The organism is Mesorhizobium sp. BR115XR7A (genome assembly GCF_020165315.1).
GTDB classification, from domain to species: domain Bacteria; phylum Pseudomonadota; class Alphaproteobacteria; order Rhizobiales; family Rhizobiaceae; genus Mesorhizobium; species Mesorhizobium australicum.
Genome location: NZ_JAIUHW010000020.1, coordinates 54,308 through 74,121 on the forward strand (window position 1 = coordinate 54,308; position 19,814 = coordinate 74,121).

At 58.8% G+C, this 19,814-nt stretch carries 14 protein-coding genes and 1 pseudogene; 12 read left to right on the plus strand and 3 right to left on the minus strand.

Annotation, left to right across the window (positions count from 1 at the left end):
* Positions 1-36 precede the first annotated feature (36 nt).
* The 5 genes from LB557_RS29715 to LB557_RS29735 all read left to right on the plus strand — a co-directional run bounded on the left by LB557_RS29715 (position 37) and on the right by LB557_RS29735 (position 4,532).
* Positions 37-1,011 (plus strand): hypothetical protein, encoded by a 975-nt coding sequence (locus tag LB557_RS29715; RefSeq protein ID WP_027033349.1) that lies wholly within the window; start codon positions 37-39, stop codon positions 1,009-1,011.
* A gap of 485 nt (positions 1,012-1,496) precedes the next feature.
* Entirely contained in the window at positions 1,497-2,066 is a 570-nt protein-coding gene (locus LB557_RS29720) for a hypothetical protein (RefSeq protein ID WP_027033350.1), read from the plus strand.
* 23 nt (positions 2,067-2,089) lie between these two features.
* On the plus strand, positions 2,090-2,761 hold the full coding sequence (locus tag LB557_RS29725) for a hypothetical protein (protein WP_318013386.1): 672 nt from the start codon (positions 2,090-2,092) through the stop codon (positions 2,759-2,761).
* Positions 2,748-3,707, plus strand: a complete 960-nt coding sequence (locus LB557_RS29730; protein ID WP_027033352.1) for a Shedu immune nuclease family protein — start codon at positions 2,748-2,750, stop codon at positions 3,705-3,707. Before LB557_RS29725 ends, LB557_RS29730 begins: the two co-directional genes overlap by 14 nt.
* A 69-nt stretch (positions 3,708-3,776) precedes the next feature.
* The gene (locus LB557_RS29735; protein ID WP_027033353.1) at positions 3,777-4,532 is read left to right on the plus strand and encodes a multiprotein-bridging factor 1 family protein; all 756 of its coding nucleotides are present in this window, start codon (positions 3,777-3,779) and stop codon (positions 4,530-4,532) included.
* On the opposite strand, the pseudogene LB557_RS29740 reads toward LB557_RS29735, so the two are convergent.
* Positions 4,529-5,119 (minus strand): annotated as a pseudogene (locus tag LB557_RS29740) (toll/interleukin-1 receptor domain-containing protein); the annotation flags it as partial. The gene LB557_RS29735 and the pseudogene LB557_RS29740 overlap by 4 nt on opposite strands.
* Before the next feature lie 174 nt (positions 5,120-5,293).
* Positions 5,294-7,378: a DNA/RNA non-specific endonuclease gene (locus LB557_RS29745; protein ID WP_032933002.1), complete on the minus strand. Its 2,085-nt coding sequence runs from the start codon at positions 7,376-7,378 to the stop codon at positions 5,294-5,296.
* A gap of 423 nt (positions 7,379-7,801) precedes the next feature.
* Here LB557_RS29745 and LB557_RS29750 point away from each other — a divergent pair, with 423 nt between their 5' ends.
* Entirely contained in the window at positions 7,802-9,469 is a 1,668-nt protein-coding gene (locus LB557_RS29750) for a DUF4403 family protein (protein WP_157279973.1), read from the plus strand.
* 42 nt (positions 9,470-9,511) lie between these two features.
* Positions 9,512-10,243 carry a hypothetical protein gene (locus tag LB557_RS29755; protein ID WP_027033356.1) on the plus strand — a complete coding sequence of 244 codons (732 nt, stop codon included), beginning with the start codon at positions 9,512-9,514 and terminating at the stop codon, positions 10,241-10,243.
* A 283-nt stretch (positions 10,244-10,526) separates the two neighbouring features.
* On the opposite strand, the gene LB557_RS29760 is transcribed toward LB557_RS29755, so the two are convergent.
* Positions 10,527-11,354, minus strand: a complete 828-nt coding sequence (locus tag LB557_RS29760; RefSeq protein WP_173424400.1) for an excalibur calcium-binding domain-containing protein — start codon at positions 11,352-11,354, stop codon at positions 10,527-10,529.
* A 336-nt stretch (positions 11,355-11,690) separates the two neighbouring features.
* Here LB557_RS29760 and LB557_RS29765 point away from each other — a divergent pair, with 336 nt between their 5' ends.
* The 5 genes from LB557_RS29765 (at position 11,691) to LB557_RS29785 (ending at position 19,811) form a co-directional block, all read left to right on the plus strand.
* Positions 11,691-13,208, plus strand: coding sequence for a hypothetical protein (locus tag LB557_RS29765; RefSeq protein ID WP_224713143.1), 1,518 nt, complete (start codon positions 11,691-11,693; stop codon positions 13,206-13,208).
* Positions 13,195-14,028 (plus strand): hypothetical protein, encoded by an 834-nt coding sequence (locus LB557_RS29770; protein ID WP_027033358.1) that lies wholly within the window; start codon positions 13,195-13,197, stop codon positions 14,026-14,028. Before LB557_RS29765 ends, LB557_RS29770 begins: the two co-directional genes overlap by 14 nt.
* Before the next feature lie 3 nt (positions 14,029-14,031).
* On the plus strand, positions 14,032-15,294 hold the full coding sequence (locus tag LB557_RS29775) for a hypothetical protein (protein WP_051371558.1): 1,263 nt from the start codon (positions 14,032-14,034) through the stop codon (positions 15,292-15,294).
* Entirely contained in the window at positions 15,282-16,307 is a 1,026-nt protein-coding gene (locus tag LB557_RS29780) for an OmpA family protein (protein ID WP_027033359.1), read from the plus strand. Before LB557_RS29775 ends, LB557_RS29780 begins: the two co-directional genes overlap by 13 nt.
* Before the next feature lie 357 nt (positions 16,308-16,664).
* Positions 16,665-19,811 (plus strand): class I SAM-dependent DNA methyltransferase, encoded by a 3,147-nt coding sequence (locus LB557_RS29785; RefSeq protein WP_063827839.1) that lies wholly within the window; start codon positions 16,665-16,667, stop codon positions 19,809-19,811.
* Positions 19,812-19,814 lie beyond the last annotated feature (3 nt).

Below are 19,814 nucleotides of genomic sequence, written 5' to 3' on the forward strand. Positions count from 1 at the left end.
GTCGATATCATATTGCATTCATAGCTGAGGACCTTCATGACCCTTTCGAGCCCTGACAAATCCGGCGCCGCCAGTCTCGAGGCCATCGCGCGAAACGGCGGCGTGCTGCGCCGCATCGCCGTGCGCATTCCGACCTATCTGTCGGACATTCGCGAGAACCCGGCATGGCTGCCGATGTTCGTGCTCGCCCGCACCATGCCGGCGCGCCGGATGCACTGGCGTGGGGCAAAGCCGGTTCGCGTGTCGCAAAATGCCCACGACACCATGTTTGCCGGCGTCGATCGCCAGGAAATTGTCGAGGCGCTGCGGTCGGACGGGTTGTTTTGCGGGCTCGTCCTGCCGACTTCCATCCATGAGGAGATCGCCGCCTTCGCCCGCTACACGCCTTGTTTCGGCAATTTCGATCGCCGTCTCGAATTCATGGCTGAGGACCATGCCGAGGCCGAGAAGCGTTTCGGCCGCTCGCTGCTCAGCGGCCACTTTTTCGAACACATCCTCGGCTGCAAGGCAGCGGTCGCCATCCAGAACGACCCGCTGCTGCTCGACATCGCCGCGCATTATCTGGGCGCTCAGGCGAAACTGATCACCACACGGGTGTGGTGGAGCTTCCCGACCGGCCAGGCCTCCGACGCCGACAAGAACCGTGCCTCGCTCGGCAAGTATCATTTCGATCTCGATGACTGGAGGATGCTGAAATTCTTCTTCTACCTGACGCCGGTCGACGAAGGCACCGGCCCGCATGTCTATGTGCGGGGCAGTCATAACCGCCGCGCCATCAAGCATCAGCTGACGCTGCTTGTCGGCCATCCGGCGCAGGAAGTTCTCAAGGTCTATGGCGATGACAGCCCCGTCACGCTGACCGGCGAAGCCGGCCTCGGCTTCGTCGAAGACCCGTTCGGCTTTCATATGGGCACCGTACCGTCGCGCACGCCACGGCTGATGATGGAAGTCGGCTTCGGCGTCTCGCCGCCCTCGCGCCGGCGCTTCCATGGCGAGCCGGTTATTCGCTGATCTCGCAAAAGTCCTGAAACAGCCTTCCCCAGATCAGACGCCTGGTTCTTCCTTGGGCTGGCTGGTGCCATGGCGTCGTCATGGGATCAGCTGGCGCATGACGGGACTGGACAGATACTTAAGGAAAATCAGCCAGTTACGGGCCTGGTGCAAAAATCGCACACGAAAGTTCTGCTTCTCTCGCTTTTTCGTTCCCACGATGAAGCAACCGACAGCCCTTTTCGGACGCTCTTCTGCCGACGATATTGACCGCTTCAATGCTGCCGGCGGCGCTCGCCAGTCGGACGACGACGTTTGAATGCTCTTTCGCTAGGGTGAGCGCCCTGAGCCAATCATCATGCTGCCGGCGAACCACGTACCGGCGGCTCAAAACGACGTATTTTGGGCTTTCCGCGGCGCCCTCCTAGCGTTCTCATTGACAGGAGAGACATCGAATGATGGAATGTCCTTGGTCCTAGGACAGAGGACAAGCTGCAATGATTGGAATGAAAAGTCAGGATATCGTGGTGCTTCTGAAGCTCGTGAGCTTGCAGGAGCAAGGAGAGTTCGCGGGCCATGGGGAACAGCGTAGGGGCTTTGCGGGCGAGGACCCCTTCTCTGTTCGCGGGCTGGAATCCCTAACAGGTATCAGCAAGACGGAGATCAACGCCTCCTTAAAGCGCAGTCTCTCATCGGGGTTGGCCATTAAAGACCGGGATACGGGACGGGCCAATCCTCACCGCCGCAATCTCTATGAATTTATCGTCCACGGCCTGAAGTTCGTGTTTCCCGCGAAGGCAGGCGCGATGACGCGCGGTATTCCGACGGCGTTCGCCGCGCCGATGCTGAAGGGGCTATTGGTCAGCGGAGGCGAGTACATACACATATGGCCCTATGCCCAAGGGCGGGACATGGGGCAGTCGGTTGCACCTTTGTTCAAGAGTGTGCCTGAAGCAGTCCAGAAAGATGAACGGCTCTACGAATATCTTGCTCTCGTTGATGCCATCCGGCTCGGCAATCAGCGCCAAGCGGGCCTGGCTGGACAGCGGCTTTCGGAGAGGTTCCTGAAAAAATGACGGTCCGAGGCCAATTGCTCCTGATGCTGCAGACGGTGGCGGAAGCTTTGGGGGAAGACTTCCGGGAACGGCTGGTCTTTGTCGGCGGGTGCACAACCGCTCTTTTTATAACAGACGAAGTGACCCTTGAGGATGTGAGGGCGACTGACGATGTCGACCTCATCGTCGATCTTGCCGGTTATGGAGAGTGGGCGCAGTTGCGGGAAGAATTGAGGCAGCGAGGTTTCGCTGAGTCCCCCGAGGACAACGTCATCTGCCGGATGCGGCTGCGGGACCTCAAGGTCGACTTTATGCCGGACGATGCCGGCATACTCGGCTTCACTAGCCACTGGTACGCAGCTGGGATCGAAACGGCAGTAACCCATGAATTGACCGATACGCTCAGGATCAAAAAGCTTTCCCCGGAACTATTTGTCGCGACAAAGCTGGAAGCTTATCTCGGGCGCGGCGCAGGTGATCTGTTCATGAGCCGTGACATGGAAGATATCCTCCTCATTGTCGACGGGCGGCCGGAGATCGTGGACGAGATTCTTGCTGCAGAGGCCGAAGTCCACCGGTTCATCGCCGAACAGTTCACAGTCCTGCTTCAGAACGGCGACTTCGAATATTTCCTTGAGGGAAATGTCCGCGGCCCGGCAGGGCGGACCGATATAGTGCGAGACCGGTTTGTCGCCATTAGTCGTGGCGCCGGTTGAAGAGGATGGTGGCAGCCAGTGCAGGAGCACGTGTGATGATTTCGTTGAGGTCGGCAGCAAGGGCGTGACGCTCGAATACGAACCGCACTTCGGTGGCAATGCCTGGGTGACGCGGGAGCTCAAGGCGGCGGGCAAGGTGACGCTGAGCCGGGTCTTCTTCTTCCGCAGTTCCGACCTCGTGGCGGAGACGGCGCACGGTGCCGCTCACGACGACGAGGCGGACGAGGACGATCGACCGCTCTATCGGTTTCGGTTCGCGACCACAAAAGACGGATATCACCGCATTCCCGGGCGGATCCTGGGGATCGACAACGATGTGCTGATCGTCGCGGAGGGGATCGCGCCGGACCGGAAGGTCTTTGTCGCCGAGCGCAATATCAGCATCTTTCGGCGCATTGCAAAGCTGAAGCCCGGCAGCGAAATCGTCGTTGGCGGCGACCGGGTCGACAGCATCGCCGTCGAGGCCTTCGGCGAGCTGCTCGAGATACGCCTGTATCGTGGCAACAGCGTTCCGACCAAGGAGCTGTCAGGCACCATCATGCAGGCCGAGAAATACCTGTTCCACCTCTCCAAATGGGGCGTTGAGGGGGAGCGCGAACTGTCGAAGCGATACGGGTCAGCACTTCCCGCCGGCCTCCAGATCCGGGTGACCAATCCCAAGGCGCTGCTTCTGCTCGGCCGCGATCGCCGAACGGACGGCACGGGCGGGCTCACCGAGAACCAATCGTTCGACCTGGAGGTGATCAAGCGGAAATATGTGAATATGATGGACATCGTCCCCTACGACGATCTGCTCCGCCGCCTCGACAGAATCATCGTCTCGCTGACGGAGCGCGCGGGCTCGGCCGGATTGGGGCAACGCGCTGACAAGCGTGGCACAGACCGGCGGGATTCAACCGACAGGTGCGCGGGCGGCGGGGATGCGTCGGGAGCTGATGCGTGCTGAAGGGCGTTTCGACCTCTTTTGCTCGGCGGAGTTGAGGCATGTTCGCGGGCACGAAAGGAGACCTCGTCCATGAATGCCCAGGAACTTCTCGACAAGATTAAGGAACTGCCCAACAAGCCGGTCGATGTGCCCACGCCGCCGGCGATCGAGCTCGTCGCCATGGTGGTGCGCTGGGGTCGCCATCTCAAGCAGTGGAAAGCCACCACGCTCGCCGACTTCGCGCGTGTCTCGCTGTCGACGGTCGAGCGCGTCGAACGCGCGAAGAAGGTAAGCGACGAGGCGCTCGACCGCATCGCCCAAGCGCTCGGCCACGCGCCGGGCGCGTTCACCACGCCGCGCCTGCCGATCGGTCCGGACAAGGCGGCCGAACAACACCTCGTCGAGGCGTTTGGCCATCTCGAACCGGTGGCGGTGTCGCCGATGAAGACGCACAAGGCCATCCGCGATGCCGCGAAGTGCGACGCCTATCTCATCCACCGTCCCGGCGTGCCCGACACCCATGACGACCACATCGCTAATCTCGGCGAATGGCTCGATCTCGCCTCGTTCATCCTCTCCGACATCGTCGAGGAGCCATTGTCGTCGGGGCGAGGGCGGCGCCAGCTCTACAATGACATTCTTGCCGCGGTGTCCGAGCTGGAGCGCCGCGGGCTGACGGTCCTGTCCGGTGTCATGGCCGCGCCCCAGCCGGGCATGCCTGACTGGAAGGTCGCCATTGTCTCGGTGACGCCGCGCCTCACCGATCCCGGCGCGCCGAGGCGTCGTCGCGTCCTGGTCGACCGCCGGACGGTCGCCGTGACGCCGGGCTGGCTCACCGACGATTAGGCGATGAGGGCGAGGCGCTCGGTGATGAACTGGGCGATCTCAGCGGGATTGAAGCGTCGCGCGTCGACGTAGCCGTCGGTGCGGAACACGCCATCGACGGCGCCGTCGTCGACGCGCACGTACATGACGCGCTGCTCGTCCCGAGCCATGATGATTTCGCGGATCGCGCGGAACTCGACGCCGCACCAGTCCTTGCGCTGATAGTCGGCGCCGATGAAGACTACGATGAGCTTGGAGCGGTTGCGATAGATGTCCTGCAGCAGGGTGTCGAGCGATGGCCGGGCAAGCTGGGAGACGTAGTTGTTGTCGTAGAAATAGGCGTTGGGGCCGAGACTCGCCTCGAGCTCGCGGGCCACCTGCTCGACCAGCCCGCGGGCTTCGCCGGGAAACGAGAGACCAACATCGAAATGGTGCTGGGTGATGTCGACGGCGCGGCTGGCCTGCCGCGTCCACGAGGGCAAGGCAATGCCCCGCGCAGCGTGCAGTTCTTTCGGCAGGTTGACGTCCTTGATCGCCCAGTGCGTGCGATTCATCTCCCATTTGCCGATGTCGAGCTCGAAGGCGAGGGCGTCGAAGTCGGCCGCGCTGAAGGACGATAAACGAGCGATCTTCGCCGCCGCCGCCGCGCACGCGCAACGCGCCGTAGACTATCTGTTGCGCTTCAGCGCCTCCGAAGCAGCCGCCGCGTGAGCGGCGGCCTTCTGGACCGAAGCGTCTACAGCATGCGACGGCTGGCCATCGTTGCCACGCCGAGTGTCACGTTACGCGTCGGCGTGGGTATCGGCGCGCAAGAGAACATCGTCAAAAATAACGCCGGCCTCATCGCTTATGGCTGACAGGGCGACTTGATAGCGTGCATACTCGCCGGGCGCGAATTCCACTCCGAACCGGTCGACGACATCCTTTTGGGAAAGCCTGAAGCCGTAGGTGCGTAGCGACCGGCGCCCATTGGTATCGCGCGTCGAGACCGCAACCACTTTCCAAAAGACAAGAGGATACTGCACCGGGCCGGTCCCGAAATCTTCGGATGGATCGTTCGGGTGCAAGATCGGACCCGCTATGATGCAGGCGCGCGTGTCACCTGATTGCAAGTCGCGTTGAATGTGGTTTTCGAAACCGCCCCACAAGCCTTGAACTCCCGGCCATTGCTTTCCCGGTTGGGAGCGATTGAAGGCCGCGTGCTGCGGCGTGCAATTTGAGAAGTGAAACGTGTCGGAATTGGCAAACTCGATTTCCGTCGGCGCATCACCCCAGGCATTGTCTTCCCTACGCACGATATGACCCCGGTCGATCTGTTTGGCGGGCGCGTAGATGTCGGGATCGCCCAACTGGTATTTCTGGGGAATTCGCGGGTCAAACACCCAACGATCTTGACCGAAGAAGGCGCGGCCGCTGGAGGTCCTTTTCGATGCATCGTAATCGACATTCACCGCCGACCACATCTGCATGCGCCGGGAAGCGTTCATCGCCAGGCTGAAGTGATGGTACTTGAGCACGACGATCTGGCCATTCTCCTTATACATCTCCTGGTCCCGCTCCTGCGAAATGCGAGGCAGCGGCACGGTGATATCGTTTTCGAGAAAGTCAGGGTTGTAGCCTTCTCGATCGTCGTAATTGGGGTCGAAGCGCAGTGCTTTCTCGAGCGCCTCGTCTGTCGCGACTGCGGCCGTCGCCTGTGGAAGCTGTGATGCCGGCACACCGCTACCAACGAAAATCGTCACTGGTCCGGAAAAATTCATGGTAACGCCGCCCATCACGTTTCCTTTCGTGTTTGCGAAAATTTTGGAGGGATCAGGTAACACAGGACTAAGGGCTTCTGGCGCGCGAGGCGTCGCTAGCTTCGCGACCTCATCGGTAGGATCGGTCGTGTTGGCCAGCAATTCGTCCAAAAGATGCTTGGAGGCGGGCGTGGTCGGTACAAGCCCGCCGAAGGCCTTTACCAACGCACTTATGCGCACACCCTCATTCGCGATCCAGTCTATCCCGTCATCCGGCTGGCCAGGTGACCATGCCGAACCGTCCTTATTGAGAATAGTATTGCCACGCATTTTTGGAATGGAGGCGTGGTGCAAACCGACGACCTCCCACATTTCCGAATAGCAGGCCGAGCCCGACGATCCTTCCTCGGTGTCGGTCTCGTACCGGAGGAAACCGTCCTCCCGCAGCTCGAGCAGCCGGCAATTCTCCATCGCATAGCGTTTTGGCCCGCCATCAGGATATTCGATCATCCGGATAGGCATTCCGGGCAGGATCTTTGACCGCGATCCGTTGATCGCCAGGAAGTTGACAGAGGAGAGAAGCTCGCCGGTGATTGCCTTCGGCTTCACCGCGACGAGCGCGAAATCGAGATCCTCCGCCGAGAAGAAAAGGGCGTCCGGATCAAACTCGAAAATGATGCCGCGGGCGACACCTGATGCCGTCTCATCATGAAGAAAATTTGCGCCGGTTCCTCGTACCGAGCCGGGATCCGGAAACACATGCCAGTTTGTCAGAAGAACGTTAGGTGAAACCATGAACCCGGTCGCAAACCCGACCGGGTCGACCTTCGGATCGACGTTGGCCACGATGCGGGCGACCGGCCGGCCAGCGGCTCGGGCAGCATCGTCTGGCGGCAAGGTGTACCAGTCAAGGGTAGGCCCCATCTTCCGCTCGACGAACACCGGAAGACGGCCTTGTGCCTTCAGTTCACTCGCCTGATCAAAGCTCGAACGGCGAGCGTCGTAGCGCGCCTGTTCCGAAGGCGTCACTTGCGTCGTCGCGGGCGTTGGGGGTTGCGCTTTCCATCGTTTTGCAGCCGCAATCATTACCGCGCGGCGGCGCTCGTCGAACAAATTAGTCGTAACCATGGGAGATTCCTTCCTCCAAGGAAATAGGGAAAGTCTAGCGGACTCTATTTGATGATAGTGATTAAGAGATTCTACGTTAAACGATTAAACTTCAACGGATGAATAGTTCAAACGATTTAATATTTAAGCGGCTAACAGATTTGCAAACGATGGTCATTATGAACTCGCTCTTCCTCTATAAATTTCTAAAAAAATCCAAACCTCCTCTTACGTCACTATGCAACAAAGAGTAATGTGCGGTCAATGTGAAGAATAGAGTTCTATGGCGGGATCGCTTGTTCGGCTGTCTTTGGCGGCAGGAGCTTCGGTGCCTGCCTGCGCATAGGGGGACCTGAAGGTCATTCGATCACGTAGAGATCACAAAGCGGTGACTTTCAGTGCCGCCGCTTCAACGGGTGCAGAGCATTCTTGGGGGAGATGTCCATGACAGCGCGTACCAGACCGGACACGAAGTTGCGTGTCGCTCACTTTGCCGCCGCCGCTCGTCGGTTCGCTCCGGGCCTTCTCATTTTGGTTGGCGTTTCGGGCTGCGAAAAAAATCTCTTCCAGGCGCCACCCCATGGTGGCACTGCCGATGTGCCACCGGCACCCGTGTCGGACAGCGTTCTCACGCTGTTGGCGCAAATCCCGTACGAGACGCTAGTGCAAGCAGCCCAATCGAAGATACCGCAATCCGTTCCAGTGCAAGGAGATGGTCAAATCGGATGTGTCGGTATTCCTCATATTAATCCCGGACACGTGGGACATCATACTGAGTGCCGTTGGATCGGTGTCCGTATTTGCGCTGAAGTACCAGATATTACCGCTCCGAGCCTTGGCACTACGAACCAATGCGCCGAATATCATTGGCACGCTGACATCAAAACGGATGGCCCTCTTGTCGTGGCCCAGGCGGGCAATGGCGTTCACGTCGAACAGCCGCTGTTTGTCAGCGGTCAGGCCGGCGTAGGCGGCGACCTTGCCAAACTGCTTTCGCTTTCCGGAAAGAACTTCGAGGCTCGGCTGGTCCCCGGCGTCGATCTGCAGCTCGACATGAACGATAAGTGGTGCCCCGTGCTCACGGGAACCCCGACCGGCAGATGGGTGAGCAGTGCTTCGGTGGAAGTCGTGGGCAAAAACTGTCTCGGCTTTGATTTTGGGAGCCTAGGCCACCCAGAGGTCTGCGCAGGGCCAATCAATCTTGGACTGGCTGACGTGTTGAACGGCCAGATCAATGACCACCGCGCCAAGATACAGGATGCCATCACCAAAGCTCTGCCTTGTGGTGCGCTTCGGTCAAAGGTTGAGGCCCAATGGCACGCCATTGCGATCAAGATCGACCGCCCGGATAGCACGCCCGTCTATCTCAACATCGTCCCCACAGCGGCGAGCTTTTCGGGCCTGGTCGGTGAAGCGCAAGGCATGAAGATGACCGTGCGTGTCGCAGCAAAGACCAGTCTTGCCGCAGAGCCAGTTGCCACACAGTCCCTGTCTCTGCCGCCATTGGGCAAAACATCAGCCGATCGAAGTCAAGCCGATATCACCGTGCAAGCAGCTGCTCCCTACGGATTGCTATTGGACGAGCTGTCAAAGAACCTTAAGGGTCGCGATTTTCAGCAGCAGACACCGGCCGGCGCCGTCGATGTGAAGGTCGAGGATGTTGACCTCTATCCTAGCGCCAGCTCTGTCGTGGTGGGCTTGAAGGTACAGGCAAAGCTGCCGGGCGAGTTCCTGAATACGACCGGCTGGGTTTACCTCTCAGGCCTACCCCGCGTCGAGAAAACTGGAACAGCGATCTCCATCAACGAATTGCATTTCGCGACCGTCCTGGACAACGCTTTCTGGAAGGCTGCACAATCCCTGTTCGAAACCCAGATCCTGGCAGATTTAGAGGCTCATTCGAGAGTCGATCTCAACAAGCAGTTCAACGACGCGTCCGATGAGATTTTGAAGGCCGTTCACAATACCAACGTTCCGGGATTGAAGATTTCCGCTGACACGCCGTCGATCGAACTACTCGATATCACTGTCGGGCCAAAAAATCTGATTGCCAGTGCGCGCCTCAAAATGAATTTCGATATGGCGCTATCAGCTGATTTAGTAGGTCAATAGCCCGTATGCCGAATGAGTTGCAATCTCACGAGTTGACGATGCATGGGTGCAAATAGGCTGTCGCTGACCAAGGCCAGGGACGGCCCACCAAACGAAAAAGGGGTGCAAATGACGCAATCGCAACTTAGCAAGGTTTGGTTTGTGTTCAGTGCGCTGCTTCTCTACTACACCCTGAATTCTTGGGTGGTAGCGCAAGGCGGGGAAGAGATTTTCGGTGCAAAGCTGGTCATGAAGGCGAGGGTGCCTGCAGTAATGATCGCAATCCCGATATGTTCGATTTTGCTCGCACTAACCTCACTTGTTGGACGCGTCTATGCCCCACGCGGCGGCTCGCACTGGCATGCGCGGATACCGGTTGTCGGCTTCGACGCGATCGAGACGGGCTCGCGAGAAGGCCGCGTCTATCAAGGCGCGATGATTGTGGTTTTCTCCGTGCTGCCCGCGATCGCGCTGGTCTATTTCTGGTGTACGTTTCTCTCCGCGACGGTAATGCTGAACGACGGCAAGAAGGACCCAGGCGCCAGCCTTTGGGATTGGTCGGAGCTCCGGACGCTGAACGATCCCGCTCGTATCTGCACTGAATTTGACAAGGGGCTCGACAAGCCGTGTATCGGCAGCGCGACGGTGCTGCCGGGCCTTGAGCCAACAATCTTTGGCGCGCTAACCCTCGCGGGCATTATTGCGCTCGCGATGCACTGGCGTGCTGTGGCGATGGGTCAACGGCATGAGGCCTCACCGATCACGACCCAAGGCAAGCAAGAGTCAGCGGATTGAAACTGTCAGTCAGTTGCGGGCGACGAAAGAGGCTTGCGGCTCAGCAATTCCAGCAAGGCGACCTGGCCGGTAACGGCAGATCCGGCAACCCACGCCAGCATCACCCACTCGGAAACGGACATGCCGCCGGTTTCTGTCCGACAAACTGTCCGCAGGCGTACATGGCGGCAATGGGGATGCTCACGGCGATGACAAGAAGTCCGATTGTTGCAAAGAACACCATCTCTCTCATCCCCGCCGCCTCTACGGCGTTTGCACTGTAGCCGCATCTTGCCCAGCGCCATCAACAGAGTGTCTCGCAAGCAATTCCGTCGCCATCGCGATCCAGCTTGCCGCCCCATGGACAGTTGTTGAGATACCATTGGGCTTCGTCGCAAGAGCTGATTTGCGAGCATGTCCGCCGCGGTTGGCATGAAAAGCTTTGCGCTACCTGTGGGCGGCTGCTGATGCCGAGTGGCTGGCTCGACGGCCTCGCATCACCGGCGTGCACAGCCCGCCATTCCCAGGGCGCCTGAAACGTTCCGAGCCAAAGACCGAGCTTCGCGGCCTCCGCCTTCGCCTGCTGCGCTGAATAGGCCCCGTGGCTGTAGCGGGGCCAATCCAGAGCCTGGCCGTGCTCGACCATCCAGGAGGCGACGCTGACGCCATCCGCGCGCTGGCAATCACCGACAAACCGGTGATATCGGTCCCAAGTTACGAAGGTGCAGTGCACCGGCCTGGAGGCCGCTAGAAATGCGTCCAGTGCGTCGGCTGAGCGGCGCCCGCAGGAATAGTCGAATCCCTTGGCGTCGCTGCAGTACTGCTTGCTCTCCGGCGCGTCGATGCCGTTAAAGCGGATCCGCTGGCCATGGACTTCGATCGTGTCCCCATCGATAACGGACGCGACGCCAGCGATCGGCTCCGGCTTCGACCCGAACCAGTTCGAAACGCCAATGTCTGGTATTCGGTCGGTGTGCTGCATGGCTGATTGCGTGGCTAAGGCGGTAGCGGCAGCCACTGTCAGAAAGACCAGTTTCAACGGCACGCTTGCGCGACGCCAGGCGCGTGATCGACCCACGCCATTGCCCTTGCGCCCCTGACCCGAGCGATTTTTGTAGCGAGATTTGTCCAAGCTATTCTCCCCATCACTAGAATGCTATCAAATTTGGCGCTGGTCTAGGTTTGGCGGGTGACAAGGGTTGAGAATCTTTCTGTATGGCCGGGCGCTGATCGATCGCGTTAACACAGTGTGTCAATAACTCTCTGGAGCAAACGGTAGCGGCCTCAAAGTACGCGGATGCGAAAGACCATGGCCGGCCCGCGCTGGTTGCAAGGAATCGCTCCGGGGACCGAACCACTACTTTAGTTTGCACGCAGCGCGTCGATGTACTATCGAGCACATTCAGAATGGGTTTTTTGCATTCTGCTGGGTGGGGCAAGCCGGATATGACAGACGCCGATTGCGGGATTGCTGCGCGCTGAAGCGCGCGGCGTGCCGCAAGCATGTGTTTTCCAGGGTTGGATCGTAGGGGTAAAGACGTTGGTTGCGAGGTTTGAAGCGCTCGAGAAGCTGCGCAATCGGATAATGGAAGCGAACCACGACTATAGGGTGGGGGCAGACATTTTCCCGAGTCTCAACGTCGACAAGATTGCCCGGGATATGGACCTCGACGATCAGGGAACGGCGCATGGCGAAAAAGACCAGCCATCGTCCTCGTCCAAGGCCCTCGACGAGGTCGAACATTCCATCGTCGAAAGGGTGCAGGACGAGAAAAAGGCGGCCCACCAGATCCTTGAGGATCAGCTTCACCTCTTCTCCGGCCGCGTTGCGAACCTGGGCCTTGAGGAGCAGTTCGGCCTCCTTCAGCAAGCCAATACTTCAAGCCTGTCCGACTTCAAGGGAGAAATAGCGGTCGGTTTGGATACCCTTCACGCCAAGCGAACCGACCTTCACGAGGCAACCACGGAGCTTTCCAGCTTCCGCAAGAACCACCGCTTGGAACGCGTTGCCAGGCTGCAGCAAGGAACAGCCCATCTTTTCAGGGTGGCACTCCTTATTTTCCTCCTGCTGGTCGAGACGTATCTCAACGGATCCTTTCTGGCCAAGGGCAACGACCAAGGCTTCCTCGGTGGTGCCACGGAAGCATTCGCCTTTTCCTTCGTGAATATCGTGTCCGCGTTGATTTTCGCCATCTTCTGCGTGCGCTGGGTGACCCATCGGTCTTGGGGAGGGAAGCTTGTCGGAACCGTTTTCATCCTGCTCTATGCCGCTATTGCACTCGGGATCAACTTGCTGCTTGCGCACTATCGTGAGGTCAGCGGAACGCTCGCCGACGGAGCTGGCAACATTGCGGTCCAGAGAATGCTCCATAACCCGCTCGGGCTTGAGGAGGTGAGATCGTGGATGCTCTTCCTGGTCGGTCTGCTCTTTTCTATCATCGCCTTCATCGACGGCTGGTTCGTTCTCGATCCATATCCAGGTTATGCCGGCGTGGAAAAAAGGCGCCGGGAGAGACGGCAGGATTACACCGATACCAAAGCCGACCTCATAGACCGCCTCATCGAATTGCGCGACGACCACAATACCAAGGTCGAAGACATCTTGAAGGGGCTAAGCAGCCGTAGGAGAGAACACGCTGCAATCCTATCCAGCCGTGCGCGGCTTTTGGCTCTGTTCAATGAACATCAAGAGCAGCTCGAGAGGAGTTGCAACCAGCTGCTTTCAAAATACCGCGAAGCAAACATTCGGGCGCGCAAAACTCCCGCTCCAAAACACTTCTCCCAGCCCTTTAAACTCCAAAAGACCAAGCCCATTGTCCAAAACGATGGTGAGATCAAGGATAGCGATCTTGCTTCATCAATTGCCGCGGCCCAGCAGGCGCTGAACGAGCAGATGCTGCAGGTGGGCAAGGAATGCGAGTCCGGGATCGAAAAGTATCGCGACCTCGACAAGCTGTATCCGGAGACGCTCGATGGCCAGGCCTAGAAGCCGTCGCAGGGCAGGGAGCTCGCGCGGGAAAGGCGTTGGAGCGATTGTCGGAGCAATCCTGCTTGGACTTGCCTCGCTCGCAATGTTTTCCGGCTACGTCTGGCTCAACGTAAAGGCCCGGGACGTGCTGGAAACAGACGCAAAGACGGGCTGCCCGACAAAGGCGGGACCGAACAGCGTCACCGCTGTTCTTTTTGACACCTCTGATCCCGTCCCGCAGGCGACCATGGAGGATCTTGCCAACAAATTCAGGCAGATTGCCGGCTCAATCAAGCAAGGCGGCTACCTCTGGGTTGGCACCTTGACAGCGGTGCCTGGCGACCTGAAAGAGCTGTACGCGCGATGCAATCCGGGAGACGGCTCAACGGTTGACGTCTGGACCAGCAATCCCGGAAAGCATCAGAGAATCTGGGAAGAGGCCTTCGACAAGCCCCTCAAGGAACTGCCGGAGCACTTGCCGGCGGATAGCCAGGCTGATCAGTCGCCGATCATGGCTGGCATCCAGAAACTGAAGCTCAGCCTGTTCGACAACGGCATGTTCGACAATGTTCCAAAACGGTTGGTCCTCGTGTCGGACATGATGGAGAACACGCCCGCCTATTCCCAATACAAAGCGGGCGCCGACTACAACGCCTTCAAGAAAAGCCCAGCGAATTCGCGCTTTAGGACCGATCTTCTCGGCGCCGACGTAACCATTCTCTATTTCAACAGGCCGGAAAGGAAGTTCCCGTCCGTCGACCACGCCAATTTTTGGACGCAGTGGTTTTCGGAGAACGGGGGCAATCTCAGCGACTTTACAAAGCTGGAAGGGATGTAACCCATGGCCGCGCGTAGACAATCCTTCCTCGATACGTGGATCTTCCCGCAGGCTTTCTATATCGCGCTGACGGTAGGCGGGTGCGTTTTCATCGCCGTCACAAAGACCGCCGGCATAAGCCCCGTTATCTCGTCAACGGTGCCGATCGGCATCATGATCGGCTACTTCGCGTTTTCCTGGTACGTCGGGAAGTTGCGCGTTCACGACGAGCAGACAGGTGACAACCTCTATTACATGGGCTTCCTGTTCACGCTCTCCAGCCTGGGCACCTCGCTTTACCAGTTCGGCACAGACGCATCGACCGACGAAATCGTCAGGAATTTCGGCATTGCCGTGACGTCGACCATCACAGGCATCGCGCTGCGCATCTTCCACAATCAGGTCCGACGCGACCCCGCCGACGTGGAACGGGCTGCCCGTCACGAGCTCGCGGACATGACACGTCGCGTGCGCACCGAGATGGAAAGCGTAGCGCGTGAGTTCGCCGACTTCCGCCGGGTTTGCAATCAGATGTTGGAAGAAGGCTTCGACGAAATAGCCCGACAGGCGGAGAAGAACGGCGATCAGGTCCGACAGGCCTTCGAGGGTATGGCCGCCAAAGCGATAAAGCCCGTCCAGGAGACTTCGGAGAAGATAGCCAAAAGCCTCGATGACACGTTCGGCCGTATCGAAAGCAGGTTTTCAGGTGTCGCTGAAAAGGTCGACACAGTCGCAGCGTCGCTCGACACGGCGAATGCCTCCATGGCTGGCACGATCTCGAAGTTCGAGGCGCAGGCCGACATAGTTGCCGGGAAGCTCGCCAACGTGGTTATTCCGGACGAGGTCCTCAAGACGGATGTCGTCACAGTTCTCAAGGTGCTTGCAGCGTCTGTCGGAAGGTTCACCGAGCGGGCTGAGGCGCTTTCCAAAGAGCAGGGGGAAAGGACCGACAAGCTTTCGGATACCGTCTTGAGGATGGCGGCGCATCAGAAGCTCCTCCTGGAGAGGCTTGAGAAGCAGGCTGAGCAAAACGCCAGTACGACGAACCTGCTATCCCGCATCCTCGATCGCGATCGTGTGTCCGTCCCGCACGAAATTCCTCCGGTTGCACCTTTGCACGCCAATGAACCGTCTGTTGAACCTCCCATCTTCATCCCCATTTCGGCGGCAACTGCGCAGGGTGAGAAGCCAGGCGCAACGGCAACAGCCAACGGCGCTGATGCCGGGCAGCAGGCCTCCCAGCCGATCGTGGAGAAAGTCCAGCCGAGGCCGAGATGGTGGCGCTGAACGAACCCGGCGGAGCTTCGGTCGGCTACGAAAAGAAAGGCTATGCCCGCGGCTTGATCCTCGGGCTCACCATGGCCGAAACGATGCTCCTGCTCGTCTTCTGCCTGCTGTTGGTTGCAGGCGCCATTGTCGCAAAGAAGAAGGCCGAATTGGAAACTGCCCTTGAAAGGGTATCCCGCAGCGAAGCAGTGGTTCAGCAACTCAAGCAGGAGAACAAGAACCTGCTGGCCCAGGTTGCCGAGCTCATGGAGCGGTTCACTGGGCACAAAGTGCCTGATGAGGAATGGCGAAAGCTCGTCCTCGCCAAAAAAGCGATCGAGCAGATCGAGCAAAAGGGACTGTCGGCCGACGAAGCAGTTCAGCTGGCGGAAGCCACAGTCGCGGTCCGAGACAACAATCTCTCAGCCGACGACGTACGCAAGCTAGTCTCAGCAGATCAGCGTGCGACCGAAGCCGAACGGAAGCTGGCTGAAGCCGAAAAGGAACTCGCTGAAACGACACGGCAGCCTAAGGATCTGCCACCGATCATCAATCTGAGCGAAGCCAAGGGCTATTCCTTCGAAGTCAGCAGTGCCGAACTCAAACCGGCCTTTAAGGCCAAGCTTGAGGGCGCTATTGCCGAGCAGATTGCCGATATCGTCGCAAAATACGATGTCGATGTCGTCGAGGTCATTGGCCACACTGACGAGCAGCGATTGTCGAGGCAGTCGAACATGGACTTCGTTCTGGGGCGCGTACTCTCTGGGGATGAGAGCGTCAGCGAAATGGAGCCGGGTGATAATGCCGGGCTAGGCCTCGCGCGAGCGATATCCGTCGCGTCCGTTCTGAAAAAGATACCGGCGTTTGATCATTTGAACATCCTACCCATGTCAGGCGGCCAACTGATCCTGCCGGATGATCGCCTCACGGATGGAGCTCAGTCAGGCGACGCTCCAGAAAGGCGTCGTATCGAGATCCGAGTACGCAAGAGCAAGCAGAAGCTGGCCGCCGAGGGGCATCACGAAGGCAATTAATAGGCAAACCATGTTGAGCCAAAGCGTGGGTTGCCATCCACCGGAACACGAGTAGAAGCCCGCAAACTGCCGCGGTCCAGTGCCAGCGCGCCGCGCTTTAATTAGTCGGGCGCTCGCTGACGCGTTTTTTCCGCGCCGGAAGTCGAATGGAAAGCGCTTCAGGAAACCAGGAAATGCACTCCAGTCGTGTGATCACCGCTGCCACAATGCATGGTGTCCCCTATTTCTGATGCTACACAATAATAGGTCAGGGCGAGGAAATTATTGATGCATCGGTGACTAATATTAACCAATAATCAGAGTTTTATTGGCAACCTCTTCTGCTGGGTCCGATGACTGTGTCGGAGGGGATGTGTAATGAGTCTGGGTGCCGCAGGGCTCACGCCCATAACGCCTGCTGCTTTCATCAAGAAGTGGAGGAAGTCGGAACTTGGCGAGCGGCAGGCAGCTCAAGAACACTTCCTCGATATCTGCTCGCTGGTCGGCCATCCGTCTCCGAGCGATGAGGACCCGACCGGCGCGTTCTTCGCGTTCGAGAAAGGTGCGAACAAGCTCGGAGGGGGTAAAGGTTTTGCTGACGTCTGGAAGAAGGGTCACTTCGCATGGGAGTACAAGCGTAAGAAGGGAAACCTCGACGAGGCCCTCCTCCAGTTGATGCGATACGCGCCGGCGCTTTTGAGCCCGCCGCTACACATCGTTTGCGACATCGAACGCCTTCGCATCCATACCGCTTGGACGAACACCGTTCCGTCCACATACGTGATCACCCTAGATGACCTCGCGGAACCTTCAGCGCGTGAGATGTTGCACAACGTCTTCTTCAGCCCGGAAAAGCTGAGGCCGACCCGAACACGCGCGGCGGTCACCAAGGAGGCAGCAGACAAGTTTTCCGCGATCGCACTCCGCGTTCAGGGGCGAGGCACACCAGATGAGATTGCTCATTTCGTAAATCAGCTGGTCTTTTGCTTTTTCGCCCAGAGTGTCAGCCTGCTGCCTGATGGCCTGTTCACGAAGCTCCTGAAGCGATCGGCCCGTGCTCCTGAACGAGCCATGAGCTACCTCGACAAGCTGTTTGAAGCAATGGAGCGCGGCGGCGAGTTCGACCTGACCGACATCACATGGTTCAACGGCGGCCTGTTTGATGGTCGCCGAGCGCTACGGCTCGATGACGGTGACATTGGTTTGCTTGTCGCCGCAGACAGCCTCGATTGGGGCCTCATCGATCCGACGATTTTCGGAACTCTGTTCGAGCGGTTTCTGGACCCGGAAAAACGCGCCCAGATCGGCGCGCACTACACCGATCCAGAAAAAATTATGCGTCTTGTCGATCCGGTCATCCTGAGGCCTCTGAGACAGGAATGGGAACAAGCAAGGCGGGAGATTGTCGAACTCCTGAATGGCAATCGCAAGCCGCCAATGCGCAGGCAGCAATCCCGCCGGATGAAGCGGGAGGAAGCGGCCGCCGAAGTACGGTCCCGGTTCACGGAACGGCTGCGAAAGCTCCGCATCCTGGATCCGGCATGCGGGTCTGGAAACTTCCTATACCTCGCTCTCCAGGGTGTGAAGGATATCGAACACCGCGCCAACCTCGACTGCGAGATGCTCGGCATGCCCGCTCAGCTTCCGCTCGTAGGGCCTGAAATCCTGCGCGGCATCGAAATCAACATGATGGCGGCCGAGCTTGCACGCACGACCATTTGGATCGGAGACATTCAGTGGCAGATCAAGAATGGGATACGCTCGAAATCGATACCAATCCTACGCAAGCTAGATGCAATCGAAAGGCGAGACGCCTTGGTCAGGCAGGCCCAAGACGTTGATACAGCTCGTGACGCACAAGGAGACCTTCTTGCTGCACTGCAACCAGTCTCGGAAGATGCTGAAGCAGAATGGCCAGAAGCAGAATTCATCGTAGGAAATCCGCCGTTTGTCGGCGTGCGTTTGATGCGGCAAGCCTTGGGCGATCCAACGGTTGATCGCCTTTTCGATGTGTACGATGGGCGCGTCTCTCGCGAGGCTGATCTCGTCTGCTATTGGGTGGAGAAATCCCGCGCCGCTGTCGCAGCAGATCGAACGCGTCGAGTGGGTCTGGTCACGACGAATTCCATACGCGGTGGAGCGAACAGAAGGGTGTTGGATCGGATCATCGCCGAAAGCCGGCTATTCGAAGCCTGGAGTGACGAGCCGTGGGTCGTCGATGGCGCAGCCGTACGAGTATCCCTAATCTGCTTCGGCCACGGCGAGGACCCGTTGTGCCTCGATGGGAGGACGGTTGCACAGATAAACGCAGATCTTACCGCCGGCGTAACCGACTTGACCAAGGCGCGCAGGCTGTCTGAAAACCAGAACGTAGCGTTCATGGGCGACACGAAGGGCGGTGCCTTCGACGTCCCGGGTAGCTTGGCGCGGGCCTGGCTCTCGATGCCGATGAATCCCAACGGTAGGCCAAACTCAGATGTGCTCCGTCCATGGCGCAATGGAATGGACGTCGCTCGCCGCGGCCGCGACATGTGGATTGTGGATTTCGGCTGGGAGATGTCCGAGCAGGAGGCTGCCCTCTACGAGGCGCCGTTCCAGCACATTAGAGAGCATGTGTTTCCGGAGCGCTCAAAGAACAGGCGTGATGCCTACCGCGAGCGTTGGTGGCGACACGTGGAGCCGAGACCGGCTTTTCACGCTTCCTTGCAGGGCCACTCGCGTTACATGGCAACACCTCGCGTCGCAAAGCATCGGACATTCGTGTGGCTTGATCAAGCGATAGTGCCCGACTCCCGCATCTTCGCGTTTTCTCGCTCAGACGATGTCTTTTTCGGGATTCTTCACTCCCGATTTCATGAGGCTTGGAGCTTCGGAACTTGCTCGTGGCACGGCGTCGGCAATGATCCAACCTACAATAGTGCGGGGGTATTCGAGACCTTCCCGTTCCCCGAGGGCCTCACGCCGGATATCCCAGCTGTCCGATATGAAAAGGATTCACGAGCCATCGCCATATCAAAGGCGGCCAAGAGACTTGATGACATACGAAACGCGTGGCTCAATCCGAGCGACCTTGTCCAGATCAAGCCCGAGGTCGTGCCCGGCTATCCGGATCGAATCCTTCCGAAGGACATCGCGTCGGACGCAATCCTGCGTGACCGTACCCTGACCAACCTCTACAACCGGCGTCCGCAGTGGCTGGTCGACGCCCACTCGGACCTGGATGCCGCCGTTGCCGGAGCCTACGGTTGGCCTGCGGATATCTCTGAAGATGAAGCCCTGGCAAATCTCCTAGAACTCAATCTGGCGCGTGAGGCATTCAACGAGCACGCCAAATCCGGTCTGAAGACAAGAAAGCCACGTCGTCGTCCGACGCCGGAAGAGGTTCGACGTGCCCCGCAGATGAAGTTGCCCATTGCAGGTGGCCGCAAGTCCGTTGTCGGTCCGCAGCAATTGACCACCAAGGATCGCGAAAACCAGCCGACGTCAGCAGAGCGTCCGCGAAACACCAAACGCCGAACAAGCTGACCC

Coding starts and splice junctions, on each gene's coding strand:
- LB557_RS29780 (WP_027033359.1), top strand. CDS start 15,282: ATGGTGGCGCTGAACGAACCCGGCGGAGCTTCGGTCGGCTACGAAAAG.
- LB557_RS29775 (WP_051371558.1), top strand. CDS start 14,032: ATGGCCGCGCGTAGACAATCCTTCCTCGATACGTGGATCTTCCCGCAG.
- LB557_RS29745 (WP_032933002.1), bottom strand. CDS start 7,378: ATGGTTACGACTAATTTGTTCGACGAGCGCCGCCGCGCGGTAATGATT.
- LB557_RS29735 (WP_027033353.1), top strand. CDS start 3,777: ATGAATGCCCAGGAACTTCTCGACAAGATTAAGGAACTGCCCAACAAG.
- LB557_RS29720 (WP_027033350.1), top strand. CDS start 1,497: ATGAAAAGTCAGGATATCGTGGTGCTTCTGAAGCTCGTGAGCTTGCAG.
- LB557_RS29770 (WP_027033358.1), top strand. CDS start 13,195: ATGGCCAGGCCTAGAAGCCGTCGCAGGGCAGGGAGCTCGCGCGGGAAA.
- LB557_RS29750 (WP_157279973.1), top strand. CDS start 7,802: ATGACAGCGCGTACCAGACCGGACACGAAGTTGCGTGTCGCTCACTTT.
- LB557_RS29755 (WP_027033356.1), top strand. CDS start 9,512: ATGGGTGCAAATAGGCTGTCGCTGACCAAGGCCAGGGACGGCCCACCA.
- LB557_RS29785 (WP_063827839.1), top strand. CDS start 16,665: ATGAGTCTGGGTGCCGCAGGGCTCACGCCCATAACGCCTGCTGCTTTC.
- LB557_RS29715 (WP_027033349.1), top strand. CDS start 37: ATGACCCTTTCGAGCCCTGACAAATCCGGCGCCGCCAGTCTCGAGGCC.
- LB557_RS29725 (WP_318013386.1), top strand. CDS start 2,090: ATGCTGCAGACGGTGGCGGAAGCTTTGGGGGAAGACTTCCGGGAACGG.